The 26,861-nt window shown below is 71.2% G+C and carries 20 protein-coding genes; 12 read left to right on the top strand and 8 right to left on the bottom strand.

The genetic code is table 11. The features are described from left to right. Window positions 1–64: 64 nt before the first annotated feature. Complete coding sequence (locus C2865_RS31315) at window positions 65–688, bottom strand: TetR/AcrR family transcriptional regulator (protein WP_106402245.1); 624 nt, start codon at window positions 686–688, stop codon at window positions 65–67. A 97-nt stretch (window positions 689–785) separates the two neighbouring features. On the opposite strand from C2865_RS31315, the gene C2865_RS31310 reads away from it, so the two are divergent. Continuing rightward, entirely contained in the window at window positions 786–1,373 is a 588-nt protein-coding gene (locus C2865_RS31310; protein ID WP_106402244.1) for a dihydrofolate reductase family protein, read from the top strand. A gap of 60 nt (window positions 1,374–1,433) precedes the next feature. Here C2865_RS31310 and C2865_RS31305 read toward each other — a convergent pair whose 3' ends face one another. Then, window positions 1,434–2,300, bottom strand: coding sequence for a phosphorothioated DNA-binding restriction endonuclease (locus C2865_RS31305; protein WP_106402243.1), 867 nt, complete (start codon window positions 2,298–2,300; stop codon window positions 1,434–1,436). A gap of 51 nt (window positions 2,301–2,351) precedes the next feature. On the opposite strand from C2865_RS31305, the gene C2865_RS31300 reads away from it, so the two are divergent. The 6 genes from C2865_RS31300 to C2865_RS31275 all read left to right on the top strand — a co-directional run bounded on the left by C2865_RS31300 (window position 2,352) and on the right by C2865_RS31275 (window position 7,987). Continuing rightward, entirely contained in the window at window positions 2,352–2,774 is a 423-nt protein-coding gene (locus C2865_RS31300) for an NUDIX domain-containing protein (protein ID WP_157963968.1), read from the top strand. Window positions 2,775–2,797: 23 nt separating this feature from the next. After that, window positions 2,798–3,463, top strand: a complete 666-nt coding sequence (locus tag C2865_RS31295; protein WP_106402242.1) for a thiaminase II/PqqC family protein — start codon at window positions 2,798–2,800, stop codon at window positions 3,461–3,463. Between the two features lie 80 nt (window positions 3,464–3,543). Next, the gene (locus tag C2865_RS31290) at window positions 3,544–4,428 is read left to right on the top strand and encodes a HalD/BesD family halogenase (RefSeq protein WP_198653759.1); all 885 of its coding nucleotides are present in this window, start codon (window positions 3,544–3,546) and stop codon (window positions 4,426–4,428) included. A gap of 112 nt (window positions 4,429–4,540) precedes the next feature. After that, entirely contained in the window at window positions 4,541–5,368 is an 828-nt protein-coding gene (locus C2865_RS31285; protein ID WP_106402240.1) for a class I SAM-dependent methyltransferase, read from the top strand. Continuing rightward, window positions 5,365–7,158, top strand: coding sequence for a choline/carnitine O-acyltransferase (locus tag C2865_RS31280; protein ID WP_106402239.1), 1,794 nt, complete (start codon window positions 5,365–5,367; stop codon window positions 7,156–7,158). Before C2865_RS31285 ends, C2865_RS31280 begins: the two co-directional genes overlap by 4 nt. A gap of 97 nt (window positions 7,159–7,255) precedes the next feature. Further along, entirely contained in the window at window positions 7,256–7,987 is a 732-nt protein-coding gene (locus C2865_RS31275; protein WP_106402238.1) for a Clp protease N-terminal domain-containing protein, read from the top strand. Here C2865_RS31275 and C2865_RS31270 read toward each other — a convergent pair. The 4 genes from C2865_RS31270 to C2865_RS31255 form a co-directional block, all read right to left on the bottom strand. Continuing rightward, entirely contained in the window at window positions 7,965–9,506 is a 1,542-nt protein-coding gene (locus C2865_RS31270; RefSeq protein WP_106402237.1) for a VWA domain-containing protein, read from the bottom strand. The genes C2865_RS31275 and C2865_RS31270 overlap by 23 nt on opposite strands. Continuing rightward, entirely contained in the window at window positions 9,494–11,437 is a 1,944-nt protein-coding gene (locus tag C2865_RS31265; protein WP_106402236.1) for a protein kinase domain-containing protein, read from the bottom strand. The genes C2865_RS31270 and C2865_RS31265 overlap by 13 nt, the downstream gene beginning before the upstream one ends. Before the next feature lie 104 nt (window positions 11,438–11,541). After that, on the bottom strand, window positions 11,542–13,395 hold the full coding sequence (locus C2865_RS31260) for an N-6 DNA methylase (protein ID WP_106402235.1): 1,854 nt from the start codon (window positions 13,393–13,395) through the stop codon (window positions 11,542–11,544). A gap of 323 nt (window positions 13,396–13,718) precedes the next feature. After that, the gene (locus C2865_RS31255) at window positions 13,719–14,594 is read right to left on the bottom strand and encodes an alpha/beta fold hydrolase (protein WP_106402234.1); all 876 of its coding nucleotides are present in this window, start codon (window positions 14,592–14,594) and stop codon (window positions 13,719–13,721) included. An 85-nt stretch (window positions 14,595–14,679) separates the two neighbouring features. Here C2865_RS31255 and C2865_RS31250 point away from each other — a divergent pair, with 85 nt between their 5' ends. Both C2865_RS31250 and C2865_RS31245 read left to right on the top strand, forming a co-directional pair. Beyond that, complete coding sequence (locus tag C2865_RS31250; protein ID WP_106402233.1) at window positions 14,680–15,252, top strand: CGNR zinc finger domain-containing protein; 573 nt, start codon at window positions 14,680–14,682, stop codon at window positions 15,250–15,252. 54 nt (window positions 15,253–15,306) lie between these two features. Further along, window positions 15,307–16,104: an inositol monophosphatase family protein gene (locus C2865_RS31245; RefSeq protein WP_106402232.1), complete on the top strand. Its 798-nt coding sequence runs from the start codon at window positions 15,307–15,309 to the stop codon at window positions 16,102–16,104. 62 nt (window positions 16,105–16,166) lie between these two features. Here the strand turns inward: C2865_RS31245 and dnaE are convergent, their stop codons facing one another. Beyond that, window positions 16,167–19,757, bottom strand: coding sequence for a DNA polymerase III subunit alpha (dnaE, locus tag C2865_RS31240; RefSeq protein WP_106402231.1), 3,591 nt, complete (start codon window positions 19,755–19,757; stop codon window positions 16,167–16,169). A 369-nt stretch (window positions 19,758–20,126) separates the two neighbouring features. Between dnaE and C2865_RS31235 the strand changes: the two genes are divergently transcribed. The 3 genes from C2865_RS31235 (at window position 20,127) to C2865_RS31225 (ending at window position 26,237) form a co-directional block, all read left to right on the top strand. After that, a complete protein-coding gene (locus C2865_RS31235) occupies window positions 20,127–21,749 on the top strand; it encodes an ABC-F family ATP-binding cassette domain-containing protein (protein ID WP_106402230.1) in 1,623 nt (540 codons plus the stop codon). Between the two features lie 201 nt (window positions 21,750–21,950). Next, window positions 21,951–24,038, top strand: a complete 2,088-nt coding sequence (locus C2865_RS41585; RefSeq protein WP_157963967.1) for an NACHT domain-containing protein — start codon at window positions 21,951–21,953, stop codon at window positions 24,036–24,038. Window positions 24,039–24,107: 69 nt separating this feature from the next. After that, the gene (locus C2865_RS31225; RefSeq protein WP_106402228.1) at window positions 24,108–26,237 is read left to right on the top strand and encodes a DEAD/DEAH box helicase; all 2,130 of its coding nucleotides are present in this window, start codon (window positions 24,108–24,110) and stop codon (window positions 26,235–26,237) included. 20 nt (window positions 26,238–26,257) lie between these two features. Here the strand turns inward: C2865_RS31225 and C2865_RS31220 are convergent, their stop codons facing one another. Beyond that, on the bottom strand, window positions 26,258–26,740 hold the full coding sequence (locus C2865_RS31220) for a hypothetical protein (protein ID WP_106402227.1): 483 nt from the start codon (window positions 26,738–26,740) through the stop codon (window positions 26,258–26,260). Window positions 26,741–26,861: the final 121 nt, after the last annotated feature.

Raw genomic sequence — 26,861 nt, 5'->3', positions numbered from 1 at the left:
TGGTCCGGCACGGCGAGCAGCCGGCCGGAGGGTCGAAGCCGACGAAGCCCCGCGAGGCCGGGTTTCACGCCCCGGTGCCGGCCGGCGGTCCGTCGTCCGGAGTGGGCGTCCCGACCCCGTCGGGAAGGAGGCGGACGGCCAGTTCCCCGATCAGGTCGTCGGTGGAGTAGGCGGCCGTGATCTCGGGGACGGTGAGGTCGTCGATGACGATGCCGAGCATCGCGAAGTACAGGAGCGCGACGCCGGTGCGGCCGCCGGGCAGGCCCGCCTCCACGTGGTAGTCGATGTTCTCCCGGTGCTCGGCGGTCAGGAACTCGCTGAGCTCGGCGTGGAGTTCGGGCCGGCGGGTGGCCTCCAGGCGCAGCTCCAGCATGGCGAGGTTGCTCGCGCGGTCGCCGCGCATCCGGGCCAGGAGGTCGCGCATCAGGTCCGCGGCCAGCGCCTGGTCGGGCGCGCGCCGCAGCGTCTTGGCCAGCACGACCGGATCGGGGACGAGGCGCTCCCTGGTCCGCCGCATCACCTGGGCCAGCAGGTCCCCCCGGTTGGCGAAGTAGTTGGACGCCGTGCCGCCCGGCACCCCGGCCTCGGCGTCGATGGCCCGCAGGGTCAGCCCTCGCGAGCCCTCCCGTGCGAGCACCTCGATGGCCGCGTCCAGCAGCGCGGTACGGCGGGCCGGATTCTGTCGCATGTGCCTCTCCCTTGAGCGCGTTGACACCACTGCAACCAGAGTACTAAGTTCAGACCACTGCAAGCGGAGTACATCAACCGCAGTACTAAGGAGAGGCATGCGCAAACTCGTCTACTACGTCGGCGCCTCCATCGACGGCTTCATCGCCGGGCCCGGCGGCGAGGTCGACTTCTACCCCCAGGGCGAAGGGCAGGAGGCCGCCGACTACAGCGCCTGGATGAACGAGCAGCACCCGGAGTTCGTCCCGACCCACATCCGCGCCGCCGTCGGCCTCGAGAACGCGCCGAACAAGCGGTGCGACACCCTCGTGATGGGCCTGGGCACCTACCGGCCCGCCCTCGACATCGGCATCACCAGCCCCTACGCCCACCTGCGCCAGTACGTGGTCTCCACGTCCCTCGGCGAGATCGCCGACCCGTCCGTGGAACTGGTGGACGGCGACCCGCTCTCCCTGGTGCGGGACCTCAAGAAGGAGGACGGCCTGGACATCTGGCTGTGCGGCGGCGGCAGGCTCGCCGGCTCCCTCCTCCCCGAGGTCGACGAGCTCATCATCAAGAGCTACCCCGTGGTGGCCGGCACCGGGATCCCCCTCTTCTCCACCGGATTCAGCCCCGCCTACTTCACCCCCACCCGCCGCCGCCCCTTCGACAACGGCGTCCTCGTCACCTGGTACTCCCGCGTGTGACCCGAGGCCCGCACGGCCCCGGGCACACCGCCGAGGCCCGTCCGGGAACCGCCCTTCCGGTCAGGCGGCGCCGTGGAAGACCTGGGCGTGGTGCCAGGTGAGGTGGGCGGAGGCGAGGGCCGGGACGGGCGGGGCGACGGGGCGGCCCGCCAGGGCGTGGACCTGGGCGCGGGTGGTGGGGGTGCCGCCGGTGAAGGCGTCGGTGACGCGGACGCGGTGGTCGTGGGTGAGGGTGAGGACGCCCTTGTCGAAGAGGACGTGGTGCAGGGAGCAGAGGCAGAGGGAGTTGTCGAGGGTGTCGGGGCCGTCGAAGGCGAACCAGCGGATGTGGGCGGCGTCCAGGCCGACCGTGGTCCCGGCCAGGCGGCCCTCGTAGTCGCAGAACGCGCAGCGGTGGGCGTAGGCGTTCAGGACGGCCCGGCGGAAGGCCGGGTCGCGGGGGCGCGTCACCCGGCGCAGGACGTACGGAGTCCGGTGGAGGTCCAGGCCCACGGCGTCGCAGATGCTCTCGTGGAGGGACTCGGGGAAGTTCGCGTCGAGGAGGGCGCGCGCGGCCTCGAGGAGCTTCTCGGGACGGGTGCGGAGCTCGGCGACGACGCTGGGGGTGAAACGGCCGACGGCGCCCGTCTCGCGGAGTCTGACGGGTGAGTCGCCGGGGCTGGGAAGCCCGTCGCCGGTCGCGACCGTCCACAGGTCGTCGTCGTTGGCGAGGCGGTCGAAGGGATAGTAGGGCCCGGCCGCCCCCGGCGGGCCGAAGTCGCGGATGAGCTCGGCGAGTTCCTTCTCGGCCGCCGAGTAGAGGATCGGCCCCTCGCCCTCGCGCTGGAAGCGGGCGAGCGCGTACAGCAGGAGCAGCGGCTTGTGCGGCGCGCGCCTGCCGTTCTGCTGCCACATGCGGATGTTCATGATCCGCTCCACGAGGCTCACGGCTGCCAGACTAACGACGCCGAGGGACATCGACGGAGGAAAGAGGGTGCCGTGAATTTTCCGCGTGGGGTCGAGGTCATCGTGTCGGCGCTCATCGTCAGTCCGGAGGACGAGGTCCTGCTGATCCGGCAGCCGAAGTGGGGCGACCTCTGGACGCCTCCCGGCGGTCACGTCGAGCCCGGGGAGACGCTCGCGGAGGCGGCGCTGCGGGAGGCCGTGGAGGAGACGGGGCTCGAGGTCGCCCTGGAGCGGCTGGTGCACTGGGGCGAGCTCATCGATCCGGACGGCAGGTCCCGTCCGGTGCACTTCGTCTTCTTCGACTTCGCCTTCCGGGCTCGCGGCAGGGAGCTGACGCCCGACCCGTCGGAGATCTCGGAGGCACGGTGGGTGCCCTTCGGGGAGCTGTCACGCTATGAGATCGTCCCGGACTTCCGCGTGAGCATAGAGAAGTATCTGGGGGCGTTGACAGGTTGACCCCGCGGTGATCCCTTGGGGGGATGAGTGAGGACTTCTTCGCCGGGGAGCTGGTCCGCCAGGCCCGCGACGATATCGCCACCCGACCTGATGAGAACCGTTTCGTCGAGCTGCTGGAATCCGGAGAACTGCCGAGAGAACGGCTGAACTGGCTGGCCGGCGAGGAATTCCGGATCGTCAGGAGCGACCAGCGGAGTTTCGCGCTGCTCGCGTCGCGTTTTCCCGACGGATCGGCCGGTGACCTGTTCCTCGGGCTCGCTCAGGGCGAGGCGCAGGCGTCTTCTCTGCTGCTGGACTTCTCCACCGCGCTCGGCTGGGGGGAAAAGGAGCTCAACGAGTATGCGCCGCTTCCGTTCGCGCAGGTCTATCCGGCCTACCTCGCCTGGTGCGCCGTTTACGGAACGCGCAGCGCGGTGGCCCTGGCGATGATCGCGAACCTCGACGAATGGGGCGGTTACTGCGGGCGGGTCGCCGACGCCCTGACGTCCCGGTACGGCCTGGCGGAGGAGGCCGTGGGCTTCTTCCGGTTCTTCGCGACACCGCCGCCCGGGTTCGCGCAGCAGGCCGAGGCGGCGGTCGTGGAGGGGCTGGACGCCGGCGAGGACCCGGTCGAGGCGCTGCGGGCCGCCCAGGCGCTCCACGTGTACGAGGCGGCCTTCTGGGACTCCCTCGTCACCGGACTGGAGTGACCGGCGACCGGACCGACCGGGGAGAACACTCTCGAGAAAACTCTCGGAAGTTGATTTTCGCCATTTTTCATCCGCGGGGTATGGAGACCGCGGAGGAATCCGGGGTTAGATCATTTGCCATGTTGGAGCAGGTGGTCGACACGGCAAGATATCCCCTCCACGAGGCGGGCGGACCGCAGTGGAAAGCGGTGATATCCCAGGTCAGAGCAGAATTGGCGGATACCGGTTGTTGCGTGCTCACCGACTTCGTCCGGCCGGAACTCGAGGAGGTCCTCCGGGACGAGGGCGCCAAGGTCGCCCCGCGCGCCCACTATGACGTCGAGACCGTCAACGTCTACAACATCGCGGTGGACGGCGACCTGCCCGCCGACCATCCCGGACGCGTCGAGTTCCAGCGCGGGAACGCCTTCGTCGCACGCGACCTCATCCCCGGGGAACTGATCGTCCACCGGCTCTACACCCACCCGGTGTTCCAGCGCTTCGTGGCCGACTGCTTCGGCCTGGAGCGGGTGCACGAACTCGCCGACCCCCTCTCGGGCCTGTGCCTGAACGTCGTCCGTCCGGGCATGGAGCACCCCTGGCACTTCGACACCAACGAGTTCACCGTCAGCATGCTGACGCAGGCCCCCGAATCCGGCGGCGTCTTCGAGTACTGCCCCGGCATCAGATCGGCGGAGTCGGAGAACTTCGACGACGTCCGCGCCGTCATCGACGGCCGCGGTGATCACCTCGTCCGCCGCCTCGCCCTCCGGCCCAGGGACCTCCAGCTGTTCAAGGGCCGCTTCTCGCTGCACCGCGTGAGTCCCGTGGCGGGCGCCGCCGAACGGCACTCGGCGATCTTCGCCTACAGCGGGCGCCCCGGGGTGATCGGCAGCGCCTCCCGCACGAGACAGCTGTTCGGCCGCGTGCTCCCCGTCCACGTGGAAGCCGGACGCGCCGTCCGGGGCGACCTCCTGCTCGACTGATCCCGGACCCCGGCCGGCCGATCCGTTCGCCGCGTCCGTCCGGCTCCGCCTCTCCGGGGGACGGCCCTCACCTCCCCGGCATCCCGCACCACTCAAGGAGGAAGACGAGACCGTGCACGTCGACAGCACAGGCAAAGTCTCACTGGATCACATCTACACCGAACCCACACCCCTCACCTACTTCAGCACCCTGCGCAGGCTGGAATACCGGATTCCGCAGGCCGCCAAGCCCCATTTCGAAGGGCTCGTCGAGGACTACCGCCGCGCCACCGGAGTCGCCGTCCCCCGGATCCTGGACATCGGCTGCTCGTACGGCATCAACGCCGCGCTGGTGAAGTACGACGCGACGATGGACGAGCTGTACGAGCGCTACTGCGACGGCCCGCAGAGCCATGAGGCCGTCCTCGCCCGCGACCGGGAGTTCGTCGGCTCCCGCACGCCCCGCGCCGTACGTTTCGTCGGGCTGGACGTCTCGCGGCCCGCGCTCGACTACGCCCTGGCCGCCGGGTTCCTGGACGACGCCGTCCACGCCGACTTCGAGGAGGCCGACCCCACCGACCGCCAGCGCGCGAAGCTCGCGGACACCGACCTGGTCGTCTCCACCGGCTGCCTGGGCTACGTCGGCGAGAAGAGCATCTCCCGGCTGATCGACGCCTTCGGCGACCGGCGCCCCTGGATGGCGCATTTCGTCCTGCGCATGTTCCCGTTCGATCCCATCGAGGAGGTCCTCACCGACGCCGGCTACGAGACCGTCCGCGCCGAAGGCCTCTTCCGCCAGCGCAGGTTCGCCACCGACGAGGAGCGCACGCTCGTCCTGGACCGGCTGGCCACGATCGGGCTGAGTCCGCGTGGCAGAGAGGCCGACGGCTGGTTCCATGCGCGACTCTTCATCTCCCGTCCCCGCGAGGAAACTCGCCCCACTCCGATAGAGGAAAAGTGAACAGCAGCCACGAGACGCCCGCCCGTACCTTCGCGCTGGAGGACGGGCTGCCGCGGGTACCTCTGCCGACGCTCGACCACACCTGCGAACGGTTCATCGAGTGGTGCTCGCCGCTCCTGACCGACGAGCAGCTCGCCGAGACGGAGGCGGCCGTCGCCGACTTCCTGCGCCCCGACGGTCCCGGACGCAGGCTGCACGCGGCGCTGGAGGAGTACGACGCCCGCGAGGACGTGCACAGCTGGCTCGACCTGTTCTGGCCGTCCCGCTACCTGGGCCGCCGCGACAGGATCGCGCTGAACGCCAACTTCTTCTTCCTCTTCGAGGAGTCGCCGCTCGGGCAGGTCGAGCGGGCCGCGCAGCTCGTCGCGGCGGCCGTCGACTACAAGCTGCGCCTGGACGGCGAACGCATCCCGCCCGTCCAGCGGCGCGGGCAGGCCCTGTCGATGGACCAGAACAAGTTCCTGTTCGCCACCACGCGCATCCCCGGCGTCGAGCAGGACACCGTCCGCGCCCCGTATTCGGAGACGGAGCCGGGCCCCTCGAAGTCCACGCACATCCTGGTGTTCCACCGGGGCAACATGTTCCGGATGGAGGTCCTGGACGCCGAGGGCCGCCCCTACTCGCGCGAGGACCTCGCGGCGGGCGTCCAGGCCGTCCTGAAGGACGGTGAGGTACGGGCGGAGCGGGACACGTCCGTCGGGCACCTGACGACCATGGCCCGCGCCGAGTGGGCCGGGACCCGGCGTCGCCTCATCGCCTGCGACCCGGCGAACCCCGCCGCGCTCGAGGAGGTCGAGTCGGCGCTGTTCTGCCTGTGCCTGGAGGACGTCGCACCCGCCACCTCCCTGGAGGCCTGCGACCTGCTGCTGCACGGCGACAGCGGCGACCGCTGGTTCGACAAGGCCGTCTCCCTGATCGTCTTCCCGGACGGTCAGGCCGGCATCAACGTCGAGCACTGCGGCCTGGACGGCACCACGATCCTGTCGTTCACCGAGGACATCCTCGCCACCTTCCCCGAGACGCCCTCTCTCGGCTCCCCGCCCGTCCGCCCGGTGGAGTTCGTCCTGGACGACACGCTGCGCGCCGACGTGCGCGCGGCCGCCGACGCCTTCGCCCAGTACGCCGCCGACACCGCGACGAGCACTCTGTCGTTCCCGGACTTCGGCACGACCCGTGCCAAGCAGCTGAAGATCTCCCCCGACGCCTTCGTCCAGATGGCCTACCAGCTCGCCCACAAGCGTTCCAAGGGCCTCACGGGCGCCACCTACGAGTCCATCGCGACCCGCCATTTCCGTCGCGGCCGCACCGAGGCCATGCGCGTCGTCACCCCGGAGATCCTGCGCTTCGTCTCCGTCATGGACGATGCCGCCGCCGACAAGGCCACCCGTCTGGCCGCCTTCCGTGCCGCCGCCGACAAACACGTCGAACGCGCCAAGCAGTGCCAGGCCGGTGACGCCCCCGAGCAGCACCTGTGGGAACTGCAGTGGATCCAGCGCCGCCGTGGACCCGAACTGGGCGTCACCGAGCACCTGGCCCTCTACGACACCCCCGGCTGGACCGTCACCCGCGACGACTACCTCAGCACCAGTTCCGCGCCCTCGGTCAACATCCAGTACTTCGGTTTCGGCTCCACCAGTGACAAATGCATAGGCATCGCCTATGTCCTGCTCCCCGACCGTTTCAACCTCTACCTCAGCACTCCCGAACCGGTCGCCGCGGCGATGTTCGACTTCGCCGCCCACCTCAGGACCGCCGTCCGTGAACTGGAGGCCCTGCTGGCCGAAGGGTGATCCGAGGCCCCGGACGGCTTGCGAGCCGTCCGGGGCATCCGGCGAATATCGTCAACCCAGGGTTGACGATCGGAGTGCGTCAACCTATGGTTGACGCATGACGAATCCATTGAAGCTCAGCAACCCCCTCCGGCTCGACGACCTCATCGACGCGGTCAGGAAGAGCGACTCCGACGTGCTCGGCCAGCTCTCGAACGCCGTCATCGCCGCCGACGCCCTCGGCGAGATCTCCGACCACCTCGTCGGCCACTTCGTCGACCAGGCCCGCCGCTCCGGCGCGTCCTGGACGGAGATCGGCCGCAGCATGGGCGTCAGCAAGCAGGCGGTCCAGAAGCGCTTCGTGCCCAAGGCCGACGAGTTCGCCCCCGACTCCTCCCAGAGCTTCGAGCGCTTCACCCCCCGCGCGAAGAACATCATCGTCGCCGCGACGAACGAGGCGCACGCCGCCCGCAGCGCCGAACTGACGCCCGCCCACCTCGCCCTGGGCCTGCTGCACGAGTCCGACGGCTTCGCCGCCCACGTGATCCTCGCCCAGGACGTCCTCCTGGACGCCGTCCGGCAGGCCGCGACCGAGGCCCTGCCCCCCTCCGCCGCGGAGCCGCCCGAGCTCACCCCCTACGACGCGGCCGCCAAGAAGGTCCTGGAGCTCACCTTCCGCGAGGCCCTGCGCCTGGGTCACGACTACATCGGCACCGAGCACGTCCTCCTCGCGCTCCTCGAGCACGAGAACGGCTCCGGTCCCCTCAGCTCCACCGGCCTGACCAAGGAGGCGAGCGAGCGCATCACCGTCGAGGCCCTCGCCGCCTTCATCGACCAGAAAGCGAAGTAAGGAAGTCCGCCGCCAGGTCGTCCTGCCGCGCGTCCAGCACCCGCCCCCCGGTGCGGTCGGCGAGTTCCCGCAGCCCGGAGCCGCCGACCAGCACCGGGTACACCGGCACCTCCCGGAGCCAGGGTGCGAGGCCCGCGTGGAAGCGCAGGAAGTCCGCCGGACCGCGCCCTTCTCCGTTCCGCCCGTCGGTGATCAGCACGATCGAGACGACGCGGTCCTCCTCGGGGAGCTTCTCCAGCTCCCGGTAACCGGCCACCAGCGCGTCGTAGATCGCGGTCCCGCCGCCGGGAGCAAGCCCGTCCAGCAGGGGCGCCACCGCCCGCAGCCCCTTTTCCGGCTCTCCGGCCGACAGGCGGACCGACTTCGCCCCGCCGGGACGGGACGCGAACGGCAGGAAGAGAAAGTGCACGTCCCCGCTCCGCGGACTGTCCGTCAGCGGGGCCTCGGCGAGCACCGAGGCGGCACGGCGCAACGCGGCCATCCCCCGCCCGCCCATGGAGCCCGAGACGTCCAGCAGGAAGAGGGTGCGGACGTCATAGCGGTAGCGCCCCAGATAGGCGTCGACCAGCCGGTTGACGACATACTCGTCTTTCGGCAGGCCACGGAGCCGGGGGACGGGGCCGGCGAGCGCCTCGGGAAGCGCTACGCCCGGCGAACTCGGACGCCGGTACGTCGACCGCGCGATCCGTTCCTGCACCTCCCCGTCCAGCAGGTACTCCGTGAGCCGGCTCAGGCTCCCTGCCGTCCGGGGCTCCAGCAGGGGACGGAGCGCGTACCGCGCCGCGATCACGCCGTCGCGGAGCCGGACGGGGACGAGCCGCTCTGCGAGCCGTCCGGAGGCGTTGAGCCGGGCGATCTCCGACTCGTAGGTGAAGATCCCGTCTGCGGTCTCCCCCTGTTCCGCCAGGAAGGCCCCGGTCAGCCCTCCATCCGTCGACGCGCGGAAGGCCTGCGCCGAAGCGAGCGAGCCGAGCCCGCCCGCCGCCGGATGGACGTCCCGCACGGTGAGGGCGTCGGTGACGCCCGCGAGTCCCGTCGCCGCGGCCAGCACGACGGCCCTCCCGCTGAAGGAGCTCTCCGGCGAGCTCATCCCGAAGGTGAACTCACGGTTCCGCGCCGCCTCGGCGAGCTCCTCCCAGCCCACCCCCTCGCCCGTCCATCCGAGCTCCTTCGCGAGCGACTCCCGCAGCCCCAGCAGGACGGGCGACGACACGACGACGGCTCCGGCCGCCAGCCTGCGCCCGGCGGACCCGTGGTCGGCGTGCGACCAGACGGCGTCGACGTCCGGCCGCTCCCGCGCGACGCGCCAGGTGATCCGCGCGGTCTCCGCCACCTGCAGCTCGACCGGAATGCCCGTCTCATCGGTGAAATCCGCCAGCACCGGACGCAGGTCGGCGAGCTCGGGCACCGCCAGGATCCGGATCGGTTCGGCCCTCTCCACCAGCACCGCGACCGCCGCGACCACGACGAGCACCGCGGCGGACAGCGCCCCGACCCACCGTCTCCTCAGGCGGAGCATCCGACGACGGCCCTCCTCAGCCCGGCCATCGAGTCCGCCCCGGGGAACGAAGCGGTGCTCGACGGGTTCGGCGCGGTCAGGGACCCACCGCCTCCCGGCCGGATGCACCCGGCCAGCCCCCTTCGCCGGACCGCCTCCTCGAACAGCGTCCCCCCGTCGGTGCCCCGCAGGAAGAACGACCGCGCCAGCACCTTCTGCAGCTCCGAGGACGGGCTGACGAGGACCTCGCCGACGCGCACGGCCTCCTTCCGCCCCACGAACATGTGCCGGGAGAGCACCCCCGGATCGGGATACAGCAGGGTGTAGTCGCCAGGCCTGAACCCGGGATCCTCCCTCGCCCGGCGGTCGAGGTACATCAGCGCGTCATGCTCGTAGACGAAGATCATCGGATACTGCGGGAAACCGGAGAAGAACTCCCGCACCAGCCTGAAGGTGCTCTCCGGCCAGCCGTTGCGGAACAGCGCCTCCAACCGGACGGCCATCTCGTCCTCGGGCAGGCCGAGCCGCGTCCGGTAGACATGGGCGAGCAGGCTGAGGTAGAGGTTCCCGCCCCCGGTCTCGCACGGGTCCCCGGAGACCACCTCCACCTGGGCGTCCCGCTGGGTGTGCTGAACGGGCCCGCCGATCCGGCCCCACGTCCAGTCCCGCTCGGCCAGCCGCCGGTCCAGGTAGACGGCCGAGTCGAAGATCCGGTACCCCCGGTCGTCCCGGACGAGGCGCTGCTCCTCCAGGCAGTCCAGCAGCGCCCGGTGGACGAGGACCACCATCCGGTCGTGGAACACCAGACCGGCCTTCGGCGGCGAGTGGCCGGCGGCCCGGAGACTTCCCTCCACCTCCGAGGCGGTGTCCTCGTCCGGGCAGAGGAAGAAGTGGTAGCCGTCCAGCTCCCTGCCCCGCAGGGAGGCCATCTCCCCGCCGGAGATGTCGTTGACCGCCACGTCGAAACCCTCCTCCCGAAGGATCCGCTGGACGTCCGCGTCCATGAACAACGACCGCCAGCCTCCGCCGGAGAGGGAGGTCCGGCCGTCCCGCAGCCGGGGGACCAGGGCGCCCCCCGAGGCCAGGACGACGCACCCGCCCGCGAAAAGGAACCTCCTCCGGGACGTCCCCTTCCTCGCCGTCGCGTCGAGCGCCGTCTCGGGAGCCGTCCGGGCCCGCAGCAACGCGGTCCGCATCTCCGCCGCCGTCCGGTACCGCTTCCCGGGGTCGCGGGCCAGCGCGGTGGCCAGGATCCCGTCCCACCTCTCGTCCAGGCCCGGCCGGGTCGGTGACGGCCGCCCGTCACCCGGCGGGGGCCGCCCGGTGAGCAGTTCGTGGAGCACGCATCCCGCGGAGTACAGGTCGGACCGCTCGTCGACGGCCTCGCCCCTGGCCTGCTCCGGCGACATGTAGGCGGGGGTCCCGACCGCCGCCCCCAGTTCGGTGACCCTCGTCGTGTCCCGTCCCACCGGTTTGGCGATGCCGAAGTCCATGACCTTGACCTCCGGCCGCCCCTCCCCGTCCTGGATCATGATGTTGGAGGGTTTGACGTCCCGGTGCACGAGCCCGCGCCCGTGGCTGTGCTCCAGCGCGTCCAGCACGGCGACGACGATCCGCACCGCCTCGTCCGCCCCCGGCGGCTCCCGCAGGACCAGCTCGGCGAGCGTCCTGCCCTCCAGGAGCTCCATCACCAGGTAGGGAACGGCCTCCCCCGCCAGCACGTCCTCCCCGAAGTCGTGCACCACGGTGATGTTGGGATGGTTGAGCCCCGCCGCCGAACGCGCCTCCCGCTCGAAGCGCACCCGGTAGTCCCGGGTCCGCCGCACCTCCGCCCGCACCGTCTTGACCGCGACGACCCGTCCGAGCTGCCGGTCCCGGGCCCGGTACACCGTCCCCATCCCGCCCTCGCCGAGCGGTTCCAGCAACTCGTACCTGCCCGACAGCAGCTGCACCGCGCACCTTCCGGCCGGCCCCGAGCTCACCCGAATCCCATGAAGGTAACGCTCTCCGCTCGCTCCGAAAAGATCCAGAACGGAAAACAAGGGAGAACTCGGGCTCAGGGTGTCAGGTCGCCTCCGGCCAGGCCCTGGTAGCCCAGGTTGACGAGGGTCTCGCCCGCCTCGTGCAGGGCGTTGAGCGCCTTCTCCAGCTCGCGGAGCCGCTGGAACGCAGCGCCGTAGGGGCGCTGCGCGTCCAGGGGGAGGCGGGGGACGGCCGCGCGCCGCACGTCCGAGCGCGAGGTCGTGGTGGTGGAGGAGCGGGCGAGACCGGCGGCGCGCAGGAAGCAGGCCAGGAAGAACGGGTCGCAGCGGTCCGGTTCGGGGCGGAGCACCTGGGTCTGCGGACCTGCCGCCGTTCCGCCTTCGGTGACGACGTGGACCTCCAGCCGGTGCGGGCTCAGCGCCACGACCACGTCCCCCGGTTCCAGCAGGACGATCCCCGGGGCGTCCGCGGTGCGGCCGGACGGCTTCCTGCCCAGCATCACGTCCTTGGCCATCAGCACCGGGACCTCGCCGGAAGCGGTCTCCATCCGCATCGGCGGCTGCCTGAGGGAGACCGCGCCGCTCTGCAGGAGCTCCGTCATCGTCGTCATCGGCAGGTCGCGTGAGTCGTCGGTGAGCGTCCGGAGCCCGTCCACGGCCTCACGCACCGCGCCGATCATCCCGGTGAGGCCGTCGCGGGCCGTCACGAAGTCCAGTCCGCGCGCCACCGGCCGGACGAGGTGCCGCGAAGGCGTCAGGTCGACGGTGTCGTCGAGCAGTTCGATGACCGGGACGCCCCGTGCGAACTCCGCGTCCGGCTGGTCTTCGCGTGCCACCGCCTTCCACGCCGCCAAAGCGGGCTCCTGGAAGTCCTCGAGCTCCGTCAGATCCGCCATCAGCACCAGCGTGGGCAACGGGTCGCCTTCCGCGGGGCGGCGCAGCAACCACAGGTGCGGTGCCGCGGGCGAGCCCGCCGCCATGCCCATGGGCAGTTCGAACACCGCCCGCAACGCGCCCGAACGCAGCAGCTGCGAACGGATGCGGCGTCCTGAACGCCGGTCGGCCGCGGCAGCCGGCATGAGGCATGCGACGTGCCCTCCCGGCTTGGTATGCCAGAGCGCGTGCTGCACCCAGGCGAGTTCCGACTCCCCGCGCGGCGGCAGCCCGTAGGCCCACCGGACGTCCCCCGTCAGCTCCTCGTATCCCCAGGAACGTTCCCCGAAGGGCGGATCGCACAGGACGACGTCCGCCCGCAGGTCGGGAAAGGCGTCCGCGCGCAGGGAGTCGCCGGCTCGGAGGTCGGTCGCCCCTCCGTGCAGGGCCAGCCGCGTCCCGGCTATCCGCGTCGCGACCGGATCGATCTCCTGGCCGAAGAGCCGCTCCGCGCCCGCCTCCTGCGCGGCGAACAGCAGCGTCCCCGTCCCGCACGCCGGGTCGAGCACCGTCGCCCCGCGCACACCGGTGAGCGCGACCATCAGTTTCGCGCTCTCGTGCCGGGTGGTGGCCACCCGGCGTGAATGCGCCTCCAGATACCGGTCGACGACGAATTCGTAGAATTCCGGCGCCTTCCCGTCCTTCACCAACTCGGACAGGTCAACGGAGACCCCGTCGAGCCGCACATTCCGCTTCCTCTCGGCGAGGAAATCCCCGACGTCGGCGACGGCCTCCGCCAGCGAGAGGTCGTCGGCCACCGACCTGAGCCGCTGCCAGATCCGCTCCTCGAGCGGGACCTGCACCCCTTTTCCCCGCCGTTCCAGCCAGTCCTCGACCTCGGAGAGCGCGAACTGAGGACTGCTCGCCGTCCCGCCCACAGGCTGGGGGAAATCGTCATACCGCCGCCGCCAGTTGCTGACCGCGGCCCGCCCGTATCCGGTGAGCCGCGCGATGTCGGCGGCGGTCACCGTGGCGGCTTCGCTCTCGTTCTTCACACTCTCTCCAGCGTCCCAGCGGCCCCCGACGTGACGGTCGTCCGACCGACCTCTTCGCCGTCCGCCCGGCGCCCTGCAACTCCCAGGTGATTGAAAGTTCACAAAGACCGGTTGTGTATTTGGATCACACTACCTCTCGCACTCCGAGTAAGCGCAAGGGCCCAGAGATCATAAGAGAATTATGGCCGCTTTTTGGCAGGTAAAAGCCGTTATCTGGGGTGTGCTGCGCGAGAAACCGCGCGGACACGACGCAGCGGCTGCTCACGCAGCGAGAACGCCTGTCCGGTGTGTGCCGGATCTCCCGTGCGGAGGGCGGCCCGGAATCAGAGGTGAGTGCGGTCCAGGAAGTCGGCGATGAGGGGTGCCATCTCGGCGAGGTGGGTCTCCAGGGCGAAGTGGCCGGTGGGGAACAGGTGGAGTTCGGCGTCGGGGAGGTCGCGGAGGTAGGCGCGGGCCCCGGGCTCGGGGAAGAACGGGTCGTCGGCGCCCCAGGTGAGGAGGGCGGGCGGAGTGCGGTCGCGCAGCCAGGCCTGCCAGCGGGGGTAGAGGTCGAGGTTGGAGCGGTAGTCGAAGGCCAGTGCCAGCTGGGCCTCCTTGCGGCCGGGCAGGTCGAGGAAGTGCTGGTCGAGGGTCCAGCCGTCGGGGGCGATCACGGCGGGCTCGGGGACGCCGGTCTCGTACTGGCCGCGGGTGCCCTCCAGGGTGAAGAGGTCGCGGATCGTCTTCTCGGCGCCCGGCGTCTCGGGGCGCAGGGCGATGAAGTCGCGGGCGCCGGCGGAAAGGCCCTCGATGTAGGCGTTGCCGTTCTGGATGACGAGACCGGCGATCCGTTCCGGGTGGCGTTCGGCCAGGCGGAAGCCGACGGGTGCGCCGAAGTCGAAGAGGTAGGCGACGAAGCGGGTCAGGCCGAGCCGGCGGACGAACCCCTCGGTGATGTCGGCGAGGCGGTCGAACGAGTAGGTGAAGCCGGGCGGGGCCTCGGTGCGGCCGAAGCCGGGGCAGTCGGGCGCGATCAGGCGGTAGTACGGGCCGAGCACGTCGATGAGGCGGCGGAACTGGTGCGAGGCCGAGGGGAAGCCGTGCAGCAGGAGCAGCACCGGGGCGTCCGGGCGCGCGGGCAGCGACTCGCGGTAGAAGACGCGGACGCCTTCGACGTCGAGGTGGCGGTGGATGGTGCGGGCGACCGGGGGGAGCGACATGACTAATGCCTTTCTTCGGCTTTGATGCGTTAGATATAGCGGGCGATGATCTAATGCGTCAACCGATCGATGTACCATTAGCGTTGTGAGTGACGCCCTGCCGCTGACCGGCGAGCACCTGGCCCTGGACCTCGTCAACACCCGTCCGGCCGGCGGCGACCTGCTGGCCGCCCCGCAGGACCTGCACATCTGGCTGGGACTCCAGGCCGAACGTTTCCCCGAGGCGCGCGACCTCGCCGCCGCCGGACCGGACGCCGCCGGCCTGGCCGCCGTCCGCGCCGTCAGGGAGCACACCGCCCGCTCCCTCGACCGCGTCCGGCACGGCGAGCGGCCTCCGGCGGATGCCCTGGCCGCCCTCAACCAGGCGCAACGCGCCGCCCCCGCCGTCGCCGAGCTCGGCTGGAACGGTGAAGCCGTGACCCTGACCCGGCGCCGCACCGGCCCGCCCGAAGCGCGGGCGGCCGCATGGCTCGCCGAAGCCGCGGCCGGGCTGCTGGCGGACCCGTCAGCCGCCAGGGTCCGCCAGTGCGAGGCCGACGACTGCGTGATGCTGTTCCTGCCCGCCCACCCGCGCCGCCGCTGGTGCTCCGCGGCCCGTTGCGGCAACCGCGTCCGCGTCGCCCGCCACTACCAGCGCCGCAAGCCGCCGAACGGGTGATCACCCTGCGGCCGGATGGGTAGGCCTCCCCCCGACGAACGGAGCACCACCGACATGACCGATTCGATGGCTTCCCTGCTGCCGGTCGCGCTGGAGGCGGCCGCGCTCGCCCACGACCTCATCCTCACCCGCGTGCCCGGCGCCGTCACCGCCAAGGGCGACCGGGACATGGCGTCCGAGGTCGACTACGCCGTCGAACGCGCCGTCCGCGACCACCTGCGGGAGCTCACCCCGTCCATCGCCTTCCTCGGCGAGGAGGAGGGACGGACCGGCCCCGCCGAATCCGGCCTCACCTGGATCGCCGACCCCGTCGACGGCACCGCGAACTTCGTCCACGGCATCCCGCTGTGCGGCTTCTCCCTCGGCCTCGCCCGCGACGACACCCCCGTGCTCGGCGTCATCGACCTCCCGTTCCTGGGCGCCCGCTACTTCGCCGCGCAGGGCGCCGGCGCCTACCTGGGCGACCGCCGCATCCGCGCCTCCACCGCGACCTCCCTGACGGACGCCATCGTCGCGATCGGCGACTACGCGGTGGGCCCCGACGCCGACAACGCCCGCCGCCTGGCGCTCACCGGCCTCCTGGCCTCCCGCGTCCAGCGCGTCCGCATGCTCGGCTCGGCCGCCCTGGACCTGGCCTGGGCGGCCGAAGGCAGGCTCGACGCCTCCCTCACCCTGTCCAACAACCCGTGGGACATGACCGCCGGCGCCGCCATCGCCCGCGAGGCCGGAGCCGGCGTCCACGACGCCCGCGGCGCCCCCTACACCCTGGCCGCCGACTCCATCATCGTCACCGCCCCCGGCCTCACCGCCCAGGTCCGCGAACTCCTCGCCGAAGCCCCGCCACCGGCCTGAGACCGGCCTCCGGCCGGGCTGCCGCGGGGCGCCGGCGCAGACCGCCGCCGCCCCGCGGCCCGTCACTGCTCGACCAGGGCCGACGGGCCGAGGAGGACCTTGAGGTCGCCGGCGAAGGCGCCGTTGCGCAGGTCGACCTTGTAGTCGGGCAGGTCGAGGAGGACCTTCCGGCGGTTGAGCTTCTCCAGCAGGATGTGGACGGGCGTGTCGCCGCGGTGGGTGCGGAACATCTGCTTGAGCTCGGCGAGGAGCTCCCGGTTGATCCGGTCCTCGCGCAGGGCGAGGACGATGGGCTCGCGGCCGCCGTCCTGCGGGACGTTGGAGATGTCGAGGAACTCGATGGCCACGGCGTTGAAGCTGACGCTGGACTCCTCGCCGTTGTCCCGGATCCGGATCTTGCCGGTGACCGAGACGACGAGGTCGGGCGCCAGGTTGTCGCCGTAGAGCTGGTAGGTGGCGGGGAAGCAGGGCACCTCGATCGACCCGTCGTGGTCCTCGATCTTGAGGATCGCCCAGACGTTGCCCTGCTTGGTCACCTTCTTGTCGACGCCGGAGATGATCCCCGCGATCCTGATCTCGCCGCGTTCGCGGTCGGCGTCGCCGTTGAGGACCTGGGCGATGCTGTAGTCGCGGTTGCGCTCCAGGACGCGCTCGGCGCCGTTGAGGGGGTGGTCGGACACGTACAGGCCGAGCATCTCCCGCTCGAACGCGAGCTTGACCTTCTTGTCCCACTCGACGGGCGGCACGACGACGGTGAAGGCGTCGTCGCCCGCGTCGTTGTCCTCGAAGGCGCCGAACAGGGAGTCCTGCCCCATCGCCTCCTTCTTCTTGACGTCGATGACAGAGTCGATGGCCTGCTCGTGGATCTGGTGCAGCCCGAAGCGGGGGTGCTCCAGGCCGTCGAACGCGCCGGCCTTGATGAGGGACTCGATGGTGCGCTTGTTGCAGACCACCGCCGGGACCTTGGTGAGGAAGTCGTTGAAGTCGTTGAACTTCCCGTGCTCCTCGCGGGCGGAGATGATCCCGTGGATGGGGCCCTCGCCGACGTTCTGGACCGCGCCCAGGCCGAAGCGCACGTCGTCCCCGACGGCGGCGAAGCGCAGGTTCGACTCGTTGACGCAGGGCGGCAGGACGCGGATCTTCATGCGGCGGCATTCGGCGAGGTAGACCGCCATGCGGTCCTTGTTGTTGCCGACCGAGGTGAGCAGCGCCGCCATGTACTCGGCGGGGTAGTTGGCCTTGAGGTAGGCCGTCCAGTAGGACACCAGCCCGTATCCGGCGGTGTGCGACTTGTTGAAGCCGTAGGAGCTGAACGGCTCCAGCACGTCCCAGACGGCCTTGGCCATCTCTTCGGTGTAACCGTTGTCGACCATGCCGGAGGAGAAGGTGGCCCACTGCTTGTCCATCTCCTCCTTCTTCTTCTTGCCCATCGCGCGGCGGAGGATGTCGGCGCCGCCGAGGGTGTACCCGGCGAGCTGCTGCGCGATGGCCATGACCTGCTCCTGGTACACGACCAGGTGGAAGGTCGTCCCCAGGATCGGCTCCAGCGCGTCCTTCAGGCCGGGGTGGATCGGCTTGATCTCCTGCTTGCCCTCCTTGCGCAGGGCGTAGTTGACGTGCGCGTTGGCGCCCATCGGGCCGGGGCGGCCCAGCGCCAGGATCGACGAGACGTCCTCGAACCGGGTCGGGGCGATGAGCTTGGTGAGGTCGCGCATCATCGTCGAGTCGAGCTGGAAGACGCCCAGCGTCTCGCCGCGGGCGAGCACCTCGTACGTCTTCTTGTCGTCCAGGGGGAGCTTGAGCATGTCGAGCTCGACCCCCCGGTTGAGCTTGACGTTCTCCACGGCGTCGCCCAGGACCGTGAGGTTGCGCAGGCCCAGGAAGTCCATCTTGAGCGCGCCCATGTTCTCCGAGCTGGGCCCGTCGAAACCGGTGATGCGGGCGCCGTCGTCGGGCCGCTGGAAGATCGGCATGACGTCGACCAGCGGCTGGGAGGACAGGATGACGCCGGCGGCGTGCACGCCGGTGCCGCGGGTCAGCCCCTCCAGGCCGAGGGCGGTGTCGATGATCTTCTTGACGTCGGGGTCGTTCTCGTACAGGGAGCGCAGCTCGGTCGCCTCGGCGTACCGCTCGTGCTTGGGGTCGAAGATGCCCGCCAGCGGGATCTCCTTGCCCATGACGGCGGGCGGGAACGCCTTGGTGATCTTCTCCCCGACGGCGAAGGGGTAGCCCAGGACGCGCCCGGCGTCCTTCACGGCGGCCTTCGACTTGATCGTCATGTAGGTGATGATCAGGCTGACGTTGTCCTCGCCGTACTTCTCGGTGACATAGCGGATCATGTCACCGCGCCGGCGCTCGTCGAAGTCCAGGTCGACGTCGGGCATCGAGACGCGCTCGGGGTTGAGGAAGCGCTCGAACAGCAGGCTGTGCTCGATCGGGTCGAGCTCGGTGATCCCCGTGACGTAGGCGACCATCGAGCCGGTGGCCGACCCTCGGCCGGGACCGACCCAGATCCCGCTGTCCCTGGCGTACTGGCAGATGTCGGCGACGACGAGGAAGTAGCCGGGGAAGCCCATCTCCTCGATGACCGACAGCTCGTACTCGATGCGCTCCTGCACGTCGGCGGGCACCGGGTCGCCGTACCGCCGCACCGCCCCCCGCTGGCACTCCTTGCGCAGCCAGCTCATCTCGGTCTCCCCCTCGGGGACCGGGAACTTGGCCGCCAGGTCGCGGTGGGCGAAGACCTCGTCGTAGGACTCGACGCGCTCGGCGATCAGCAGGGTGTTGTCGCAGCCGGCCTTCCACAGCTCGTCGTGGTCGAGCTCGCGCATCTCCTCGGCGGAGCGGATGTAGTAGCCGTTGCCGCTGAACCGGAACCTGTCGGGGTTGGCGATCTGGGAGTTGGTGCCGACGCACAGCAGCGCGTCGTGGGCCGAGGCCTGGTCCTCGGTGACGTAGTGGGAGTCGTTGGTGACCAGCGGCGGGATGCCGAGCCTCTTGCCGATCTCCAGCAGCTGGGAGCGCACGGCCGTCTCGATCAGGATGCCGCCGTGGTCCATCAGCTCCAGGAAGTAGTTCTCCTTGCCGAAGATCTCCTGGTACTTGGCGGCGTGCTCCAGCGCCTTGTCGAACTGCCCGAGCCGCAACCGGGTCTGGACCGCGCCGGAGGGGCAGCCGGTGGTGGCGATGATCCCCTCGTGGTAGGCGTCGAACAGCTCGTCGTCCATGCGGGGGTACTTCTTCATGTGCCCCTCGAGGGACGCCAGCGAGCTGATCTTGAAGAGGTTCCGCAGCCCCTGGGCGTTGTAGGCCCACATGGTCTTGTGCAGGTAGGTCCCGCTCGCCGACACGTCGCCGCCGACGCCGGTCTGCTCGTTGAACTTGCGCTGGTGCGGCTCGCCCCAGAAGACGGCCTTCTTGTGGAAGCGGGACTCCGGGCTGACATAGCCCTCGATGCCGATGATCGGCTTGATCCCCGCGCCCTTGATCTTCTTGTGGAACTCGTACGACCCGAACATGTTCCCGTGGTCGGACATCGCGATCGCCGGCATCCCCAGCTGCGACACCCGATCGGCCATCTTCCCGATCTTCGCCGCGCCGTCCAGCATGGAGTACTCGGTGTGGACATGCAGGTGAACGAACGAATCAGCCACAGGAGATCTCGGCCTTCCGGAGTCAAGCGAGCGGTGCCCCAACTCTATCGAGACGCCACACCGGCCACCCCCGAGTCACCCGAGACCGGCATGATCGAACCGGCGTCCCGGACCGCCCGCACCCTCCCGGCGGAGGGATATTCCGTGGCGGCCCATGGCGGCCGTTCGGTAGCCTGGAGACATGCAATACCTCTTCTTCCTCTGAGGACGACGACGTCGGCCGCTGATGCTGACCCGGTTCCGCCCTGATCGACGGGCACCGGGCGCGGCCGGACGTTTCTGACGTCGTCTCTCATCTTTCACGGGTGTCCCGCACTCCACGCCGCCGCGTGCGCCGGCGTGCCCGGGAGCCCGGTCCTCGGAGGAAGCATGTCCATCGACATTTCCCTGCCCGCCCGTGCGCGGGCCCATCTCAACGCCGTCGACGTGTGCCTCGCCCGCGGCGGCCGGCCGGTCCTGACCGGCGTGAACCTCACCGTCTCCCCCGGCGACCGGCTGGGCGTGGTCGGCGAGAACGGCCGCGGCAAGACCACGCTGCTGCAGGTGCTCGCCGGGAGCCTGCCGCCCGACTCCGGCTCGGTCAACCGGGTCGGCACCGTCGGCGTCGCCGACCAGGAGATGCCGGTCGGCGACGACCGCACGGTCGGCGACCTGATCGACGTCGAGCTCGCGCAGGTGCGGGCCGTGCTCCGCGCGTTCGAGTCGGCGACGCTCGCCCTCACCGAGGGGCGTCCCGGCGCCGAACGCGACTACGACGAGGCGCTCGCGGCCGCGGAGGCCACCGGCGCCTGGGACGCCGACCGCCGCGTCGACATCTCCCTCGCCGCCCTCGGCGCCGTCGACGAGCGGGACCGGCCGCTGCGGGGCCTGTCCGTCGGGCAGCGCTACCGGATCCGGCTCGCCTGCCTGCTGGGCGCCGGGCACGACCTGCTGCTCCTGGACGAGCCGACCAACCACCTCGACGCGAGCGGCCTCGACCATCTCACCGCCCGGCTGCGTGAGCACCCGGGCGGGGTCGTCCTGGTCAGCCACGACCGCGCGCTGCTGGCGGACGTCGTCACGTCCGTGCTCGATCTCGACCCGACCAGCGACGGGCTCCCCCGCACCTACGGCGGCGGGTACACCGGCTACCGCGAAGGCCACCGCGCCGAACGGGAACGCTGGGAGACCGAGTACCGCGACCAGCAGAACGAACGCCAACGCCTCGCACAGGACCTGTCCGCCGCCCAGAACCGCCTGGTCACGGGATGGCGGCCGGAGAAGGGAACCGGCAAGCACACCCGCGCCACCAGGGCGCCCGCCCTGGTGCGGGCCGTCCACCGGCGGCAGGAGGACCTGGAAGCCCACGTACTCGACGTCCCCAAGCCGCCCCTGCGCTTCCAGATGCCGGCACTGGAGGCGACGCCGGGGGTCACGCTCCTGCGAGCCGACGGCGTCGAGGTGGACGGCAGGCTCGAAACACCCTGCTCCCTGCACCTGCGCTCCGGGGACCGCCTCGTGGTGACGGGTCCCAACGGCTCCGGCAAGTCGACCCTCCTCGCCGTGCTCGCGCAGACGTTGACGCCTGATGCGGGGACCGTGCAACGCAGGCGAGGCGCCCGCGTCGGCCTCCTCGCCCAGGAGTCCCCGCCGCCCTCACGAAGGCGGGCCTTCGAGGTCTACGACGCCGCCGTGGGCCGCCTCGTCAGCTCCGGTGTGCTCGACGAGAACGACCGCGTCGGCCTCACCCAGCTCGGCCTGCTGCCTTCCGAGGCCGCGCACCGCCCGGTGAACGAGCTGTCGATCGGCCAGCAGCGCCGGCTCGACCTGGCCCTCCTGCTGGCCTCCCGGCCCCAGGTCGTCCTGCTCGACGAGCCGACCAACCATTTGTCCATGGCCCTGGTCGAGGAACTCACCCAGGCCCTGTCCGCCACGAGCGCGGCGGTGGTCCTGGCCACCCACGACCGCCAGCTGCTCCGTGACACCGCCGCCTGGCCGCGCCTGCGGATCTGACCGCGGCCCCGGCACGATCCCCCTCCACCGCGGCCGGGAGATCGTGCCGGGGCCCCGGGCGGGCTTCCCGAGGATTGCCGATTCGCCGGACAAGTAGCGGTTTGTGGCTGTTTGATCTTCGATGTTGGGTGCAGGTGCTCCAAGAAGGAGAAGGGCGGTCCTGTAGTGGTCCGGCGGAGATTGCTGCGGACGGTCTCCGGGGTGGCGGGGACCGTCGCGGTCGGGATCGCGGTCAACCAGGTGCTCAACGACGACGAGTGGAACCTGTGGGCCCTGGGGATCGCGGTCGCCATCGCGGCGGCGGCGGAGGCCGTGAACCAGTGGCTGGAGCATCTGGACGCACGCGGCCAGGCGGGGGCCGTGACACCGGAGACGGTCAGGAGCGCGGCGGAGGTGCTCGCGCGGCTGGTCAAAGCGCAGTGGACGACCGAGGCCGCGATCCGGTCACTGGACGATCCCGACCCGATTCCCGTCCGCTGGCGGTCGGCCGAACCCGAGATGATGGACCATCCCCGGCATGTCGCCCGGTCGAAGGACCGGGACTGGAGCGGGAGAGGCGACCGGATCGACGAGGTCGCCGCCTGGTTCCGGAGACTGAGGCGGACGCGGCTCGTCGTGCTGGGCGAACCCGGATCGGGCAAGACGACGCTGGCCGTCCAGCTCGTACGGGAGCTCCTGGCCGTCCGCGAGGACGGGGAACCCGTCCCGGTGCTGCTGTCGGTCTCCGGCTGGGACGCCGCCGCGCAGCCTGACGTGTGGGAATGGCTGGCCGAGCAGCTCCACCTCGGTTACCCGGCCCTGTCGGCGCCCGACTTCGGCGGGCACGCCCACCGCGAACTGACCCGCGACCGGATGGTGCTCCCCGTCCTGGACGGCCTGGACGAGATGCCCGCCCCCGCCCGCGCCGCCGTCCTGAAAGCCCTGAACGCCTCGCTCGGCACCGGCGGGCTGATCCTCACGTGCCGCACCCGCGAGTACGACCGCGCCATCGCCGACGCCGCCTCCGTCCTCACCGGCGCCGCCGTCATCCGGCCCGAACCCCTCTCCCCCAAGGCCGCCGCCGCCTACCTCGTCTCCGTCCTGCCGCCCGTCCCCCCGCCCTCCTGGCAGGTCGTCCTCGACACCCTGGCCGCCGGCGGGAGGTCACCGCTCGCCCGGGTCTGCTCCACCCCCCTCGGGCTGTGGCTGGTCCGCACCACCCAGGACAGGCCCGGCGCCGACCCCGCGGCCCTCGCCGACATCGGCCTCCACCCCACCGCGGCGGCACTGCGCTCCCACCTGTTCGACCGGCTCGTCCCCGTCCTCGTCGCCGCCCGGCCGCCCACCGGCGACCCCGCCGACCTGTTCCGCCCCCGCAGACGCCACGACCCCGACGACGTCACCCGGTGGCTCGGCCATCTCGCCGGGATCCTCACCCACCCGCGCACCGGCGACGGCAGGCCCCGCACCCGCGACTTCACCTGGTGGCACCTGGGCCGGGACACCCTCACGCCCGCCCGCCGCAGGATCACGGCAGGGCTCGCGGTGTGCCTCCCCGCCGGGCTCGCGTTCGGGGTCTCGGCCGGGCTCTACTTCACGATCAAGAGCGACCTCCGGTTCGGCGTCTCCGCCGGGTACCTGGTCGCCCTGGTGATGACGCTCCTCGCCGGAGCCACCGCCTGGTTCTCGGCCGCCGGCCTGTTCCGCAGCGAGCCCGGCCACGCCGACCTGAGCCTGCGCGGCCGGACCTCCCTGCTGTTCGCCGAACTCGCCTACAAGGTCGCGCTGGGGATCCCCATCGGGCTCGTCATCAGTTACCTGGGCGGGGTCCCCCAAGTGATCGCGGGCGGACTCGTGTTCGGCCTCACGATGGGACTCGTGACCGGGTTCGCGCAATGGGCGGAGGTGCCCGCGAGCACCGGCCGGCCCGGTTCCCCGCTCGCCGTCTGGCGCGCCGACCGCGCCCTCGTCCTCCTGCAGACGGCCTCGCTCGGCCTCGCGCTCGGCCTCGTGGTCGGCCTCATCAGCGGCTTCGCCGTGGACGTCCCCTTCGGCCTCATGGGCGGCGTCCTCACCGGCCTGATGGGCGGCCTCCTCACCGGCTCCATAGGTGGAAAGCGCGCATGGCTGGGCTACCTTGTCGCCACCTTCTGGCTGGCCCGCGACGAACGCCTCCCCCGCCGGCTGATGCCCTTCCTGGACGACGCCCACCGGCTCGGCCTCCTGCGTGCGGTGGGGCCCCTGTACCAGTTCCGCCACGCCGAATTCCAGGACCACCTCGCGGCCTGCCACGAACCCTCTTCCCCCTGATCCGACGGGGGGGGACCCATCAGGGCGGGAACCGCACGCCGTGTCGGTGCACCTCGTCATAATCTCCGCATGGCTGACGAATGGCCCACGCCGGGCGAGATACGGGCGCTGCTCGGCAAAGCCGGCCGCACGCATCGGATCGCCCGCGGGTTCCTCGCCGAGCACGGCCGTGCCGTCGCCGCCGTGCGGGCCGCCCTCGAACCCCTCCGCGAGCACGCGGCCCGTGCCGAGCTGGCCCGGATCCCGGCCGCCCGGCTCAAGGACGTCACCGAGGGGCGGCTCCGCCTCGGCCCCGTCGAGCAGGCCGGGTACGCCACCGTCCTGGACGTCCTCGACGCCACCCCGTACGCGCTGCAGCTGCTGCCGGGCGTGGGCGTCCAGACCGCCACCCAGCTGCACGCCGCCGCGCGCCAGATCGCCGCCGCGGCCGCCGAGACCGCCCCGATGCGTCTCGACGCCGACGACCGCACCCCCGAGGCCACCGCGCTGGTCATCGCGCTCCACCCGCTGGTGAACGCCGGTCCCGAGCTGCCGCGGGCGATCTCCGCCGCCCGTTCCGTGGCCGGGACGCTCGAACCCCTGCTGGCCGCCGCCGCTCCCGCCCGCAGCCGGCTCCGCCGCCTCCTCGCCGGGCGTCGCCGCCGCGCGGAGTCCCGCGCCGCCCTCACCGCCCTCGCCGGGCTCCGCAACGACCCCGAAACCCCGCGGCTCGTCTTCGACACCGCCCTCGACCTGGGACGGCCGCCCCTCGACGGCACCGGCGCGTGGATCGATTTCGAGCTCCAGGCCCCCGCCTACTACGGCGTGCTCACCGAGCTCGCCGGCGCCCGCCCCGACCGGGACCGCGCCGAGGGCTTCCTGCCCCACGAGATCGCCGACCGGGTCAACGCCCAGCCCCTCGACGACGCCCACCGGCGCGTCTCCCTCCGCGGCTACCAGGAGTTCGGCGCCCGGTTCGCGCTCGCGCAGCGCCGCTGCATCCTCGGCGACGAGATGGGGCTGGGCAAGACCGTCCAGGCCGTCGCCGCCCTCGCCCACCTGCGCTCCGAGGGCGGCACCCGCTTCCTCGTCGCCTGCCCGGCCAGCGTCCTCGTCAACTGGATCCGCGAGATCGAGCACCGCAGCACCCTGCGAGCCCTGCGCGCCCACGGCCCCGACCGCGACGCCGCGCTCGCCGAGTGGAGCCGGACCGGCGGCGTCGCCGTCACCACCATCGACGGCCTCCACGCCCTGCCGGTCACCGACGTGGCGATGCTCGTCGTCGACGAGGCCCACTACGTCAAGAACCCCGCCACACGCCGCGCGAAGGCCGTCGCCGCCTGGGCCGACCGCGCCGACCACGTCCTCTTCCTGACCGGCACCCCCATGGAGAACCGGGTGGAGGAGTTCCAGAACCTCGTCGCGATGCTCCAGCCCGGCCTGCGGATCGACGGCAGCGACGCGATCGCCGGAGCCCAGGCGTTCCGGCGCTCCGTCGGCCCCGCCTACCTGCGGCGCAACCAGAGCGACGTGCTCACCGAACTGCCCGAGCTGGTGCACACCGAGGAATGGGAGGAGTTCAGCCGCACCGACCTGGCCGCCTACCGCCGAGCGGTGAAGGACGGCAACTTCATGGCCATGCGCCGCGCCGCCTACGCCGCCCCCAAGACGTCCGGGAAACTGAAACGCCTGCTGGAGCTGGTCGCCGAAGCCCGGGAGAACGGCCACAAGGTCGTGGTGTTCTCCTTCTTCCGCGAGGTGCTGACGACCGTGCACACCGCACTCCCCGACGCGTTCGGCCCGCTCGCCGGAGACGTGCCCGCCACCCGCCGCCAGGAGATCGTCGACCTGTTCGCCGCCCACCCCGGCCACGCCGTGCTGCTGGCGCAGATCCAGGCCGGCGGCGTGGGCCTGAACCTCCAGGCCGCCTCGGTCGTCATCCTCTGCGAACCGCAACTCAAACCGACGGTCGAGAGCCAGGCCATCGCCCGCGCCCACCGCATGGGCCAGGTCCGCCGCGTCCAGGTCCACCGCCTGCTGTCCCCCGACAGCGTCGACGAACGCGTCCTCGCCCTCCTCCGCCACAAGAAGGCCCTCTTCGACGCCTACGCCCGCCGCAGCGACATAGCCGAGACCACCCCCGAGGCCATCGACCTGTCCGACCCCTCCATCGCCCGCCAGATCGTCGAGGAGGAACAACTCCGCCTCGCCACCGCCTGACCCCGCCCGGGGAACCGTTCCTACGCCGCCTGCGCGGGTCCCTCCAGGGCGGTGACCTCTTCGAGCAGTCCGTCCAGGGTCTTCCACCAGCCGGGATGCGTACGGAGGAGGTCCTCCAAGGCCGGACAGAGCTTGAGCATGTCCCGGCAGTAGTTCACCCAGACCTCGGCCTCTTCTTCGGACATCGCCTCCTCCACCCCGTTCAGCCCGACTTGGAGAACGTCCGCGTACATCTCCGCGATCAGGAGCACGCGGGCCCGATCATCGCCTTCTTCCGGACACGGTTTCCCTTCGAGGACGTATTGCCGAAGCTCCGGCCACTGCAGGAGGTGCCCGGAGACCTCACGCAGCCCCGCGACGTACGCCCAACGCATCTCCTGCAAGGCCGCCCGGTTGCTGATCTTCGTCTGCCGCGCCGTCTCCCTGGTCTGCCAGGCCGTGATCCCACTGGTCACCAGAAAAGCGGCCACACTCCCACCGACAGCAACAATCCAGCCGATCACCCGAAGTCCCCTCTTTCGACGGTCATGCCGGTCAGGCATCACTTAGAGCACGTCTTATGTGGTGATTCGGGAGAGTCTCTTGTAGCAGATCAGGGCGGCGGCGAGGGTGAGGAACGCGGCG

Source organism: Actinocorallia populi (assembly GCF_002995495.1).
GTDB classification, from domain to species: Bacteria; Actinomycetota; Actinomycetes; order Streptosporangiales; family Streptosporangiaceae; genus Actinocorallia; species Actinocorallia populi.
This window is presented reverse-complemented; position numbering and strand designations above follow the sequence as displayed.

What these genes read in the sequence shown, in the direction of transcription:
- C2865_RS31315 (WP_106402245.1), bottom strand. Translation starts at nt 688, where the DNA reads ATGCGACAGAATCCGGCCCGCCGTACCGCGCTGCTGGACGCGGCCATC.
- C2865_RS31310 (WP_106402244.1), top strand. Translation starts at nt 786, where the DNA reads ATGCGCAAACTCGTCTACTACGTCGGCGCCTCCATCGACGGCTTCATC.
- C2865_RS31295 (WP_106402242.1), top strand. Translation starts at nt 2,798, where the DNA reads ATGAGTGAGGACTTCTTCGCCGGGGAGCTGGTCCGCCAGGCCCGCGAC.
- C2865_RS31290 (WP_198653759.1), top strand. Translation starts at nt 3,544, where the DNA reads ATGGAGACCGCGGAGGAATCCGGGGTTAGATCATTTGCCATGTTGGAG.
- C2865_RS31275 (WP_106402238.1), top strand. Translation starts at nt 7,256, where the DNA reads ATGACGAATCCATTGAAGCTCAGCAACCCCCTCCGGCTCGACGACCTC.
- C2865_RS31270 (WP_106402237.1), bottom strand. Translation starts at nt 9,506, where the DNA reads ATGCTCCGCCTGAGGAGACGGTGGGTCGGGGCGCTGTCCGCCGCGGTG.
- C2865_RS31255 (WP_106402234.1), bottom strand. Translation starts at nt 14,594, where the DNA reads ATGTCGCTCCCCCCGGTCGCCCGCACCATCCACCGCCACCTCGACGTC.
- C2865_RS31245 (WP_106402232.1), top strand. Translation starts at nt 15,307, where the DNA reads ATGACCGATTCGATGGCTTCCCTGCTGCCGGTCGCGCTGGAGGCGGCC.
- C2865_RS31235 (WP_106402230.1), top strand. Translation starts at nt 20,127, where the DNA reads ATGTCCATCGACATTTCCCTGCCCGCCCGTGCGCGGGCCCATCTCAAC.
- C2865_RS31225 (WP_106402228.1), top strand. Translation starts at nt 24,108, where the DNA reads ATGGCTGACGAATGGCCCACGCCGGGCGAGATACGGGCGCTGCTCGGC.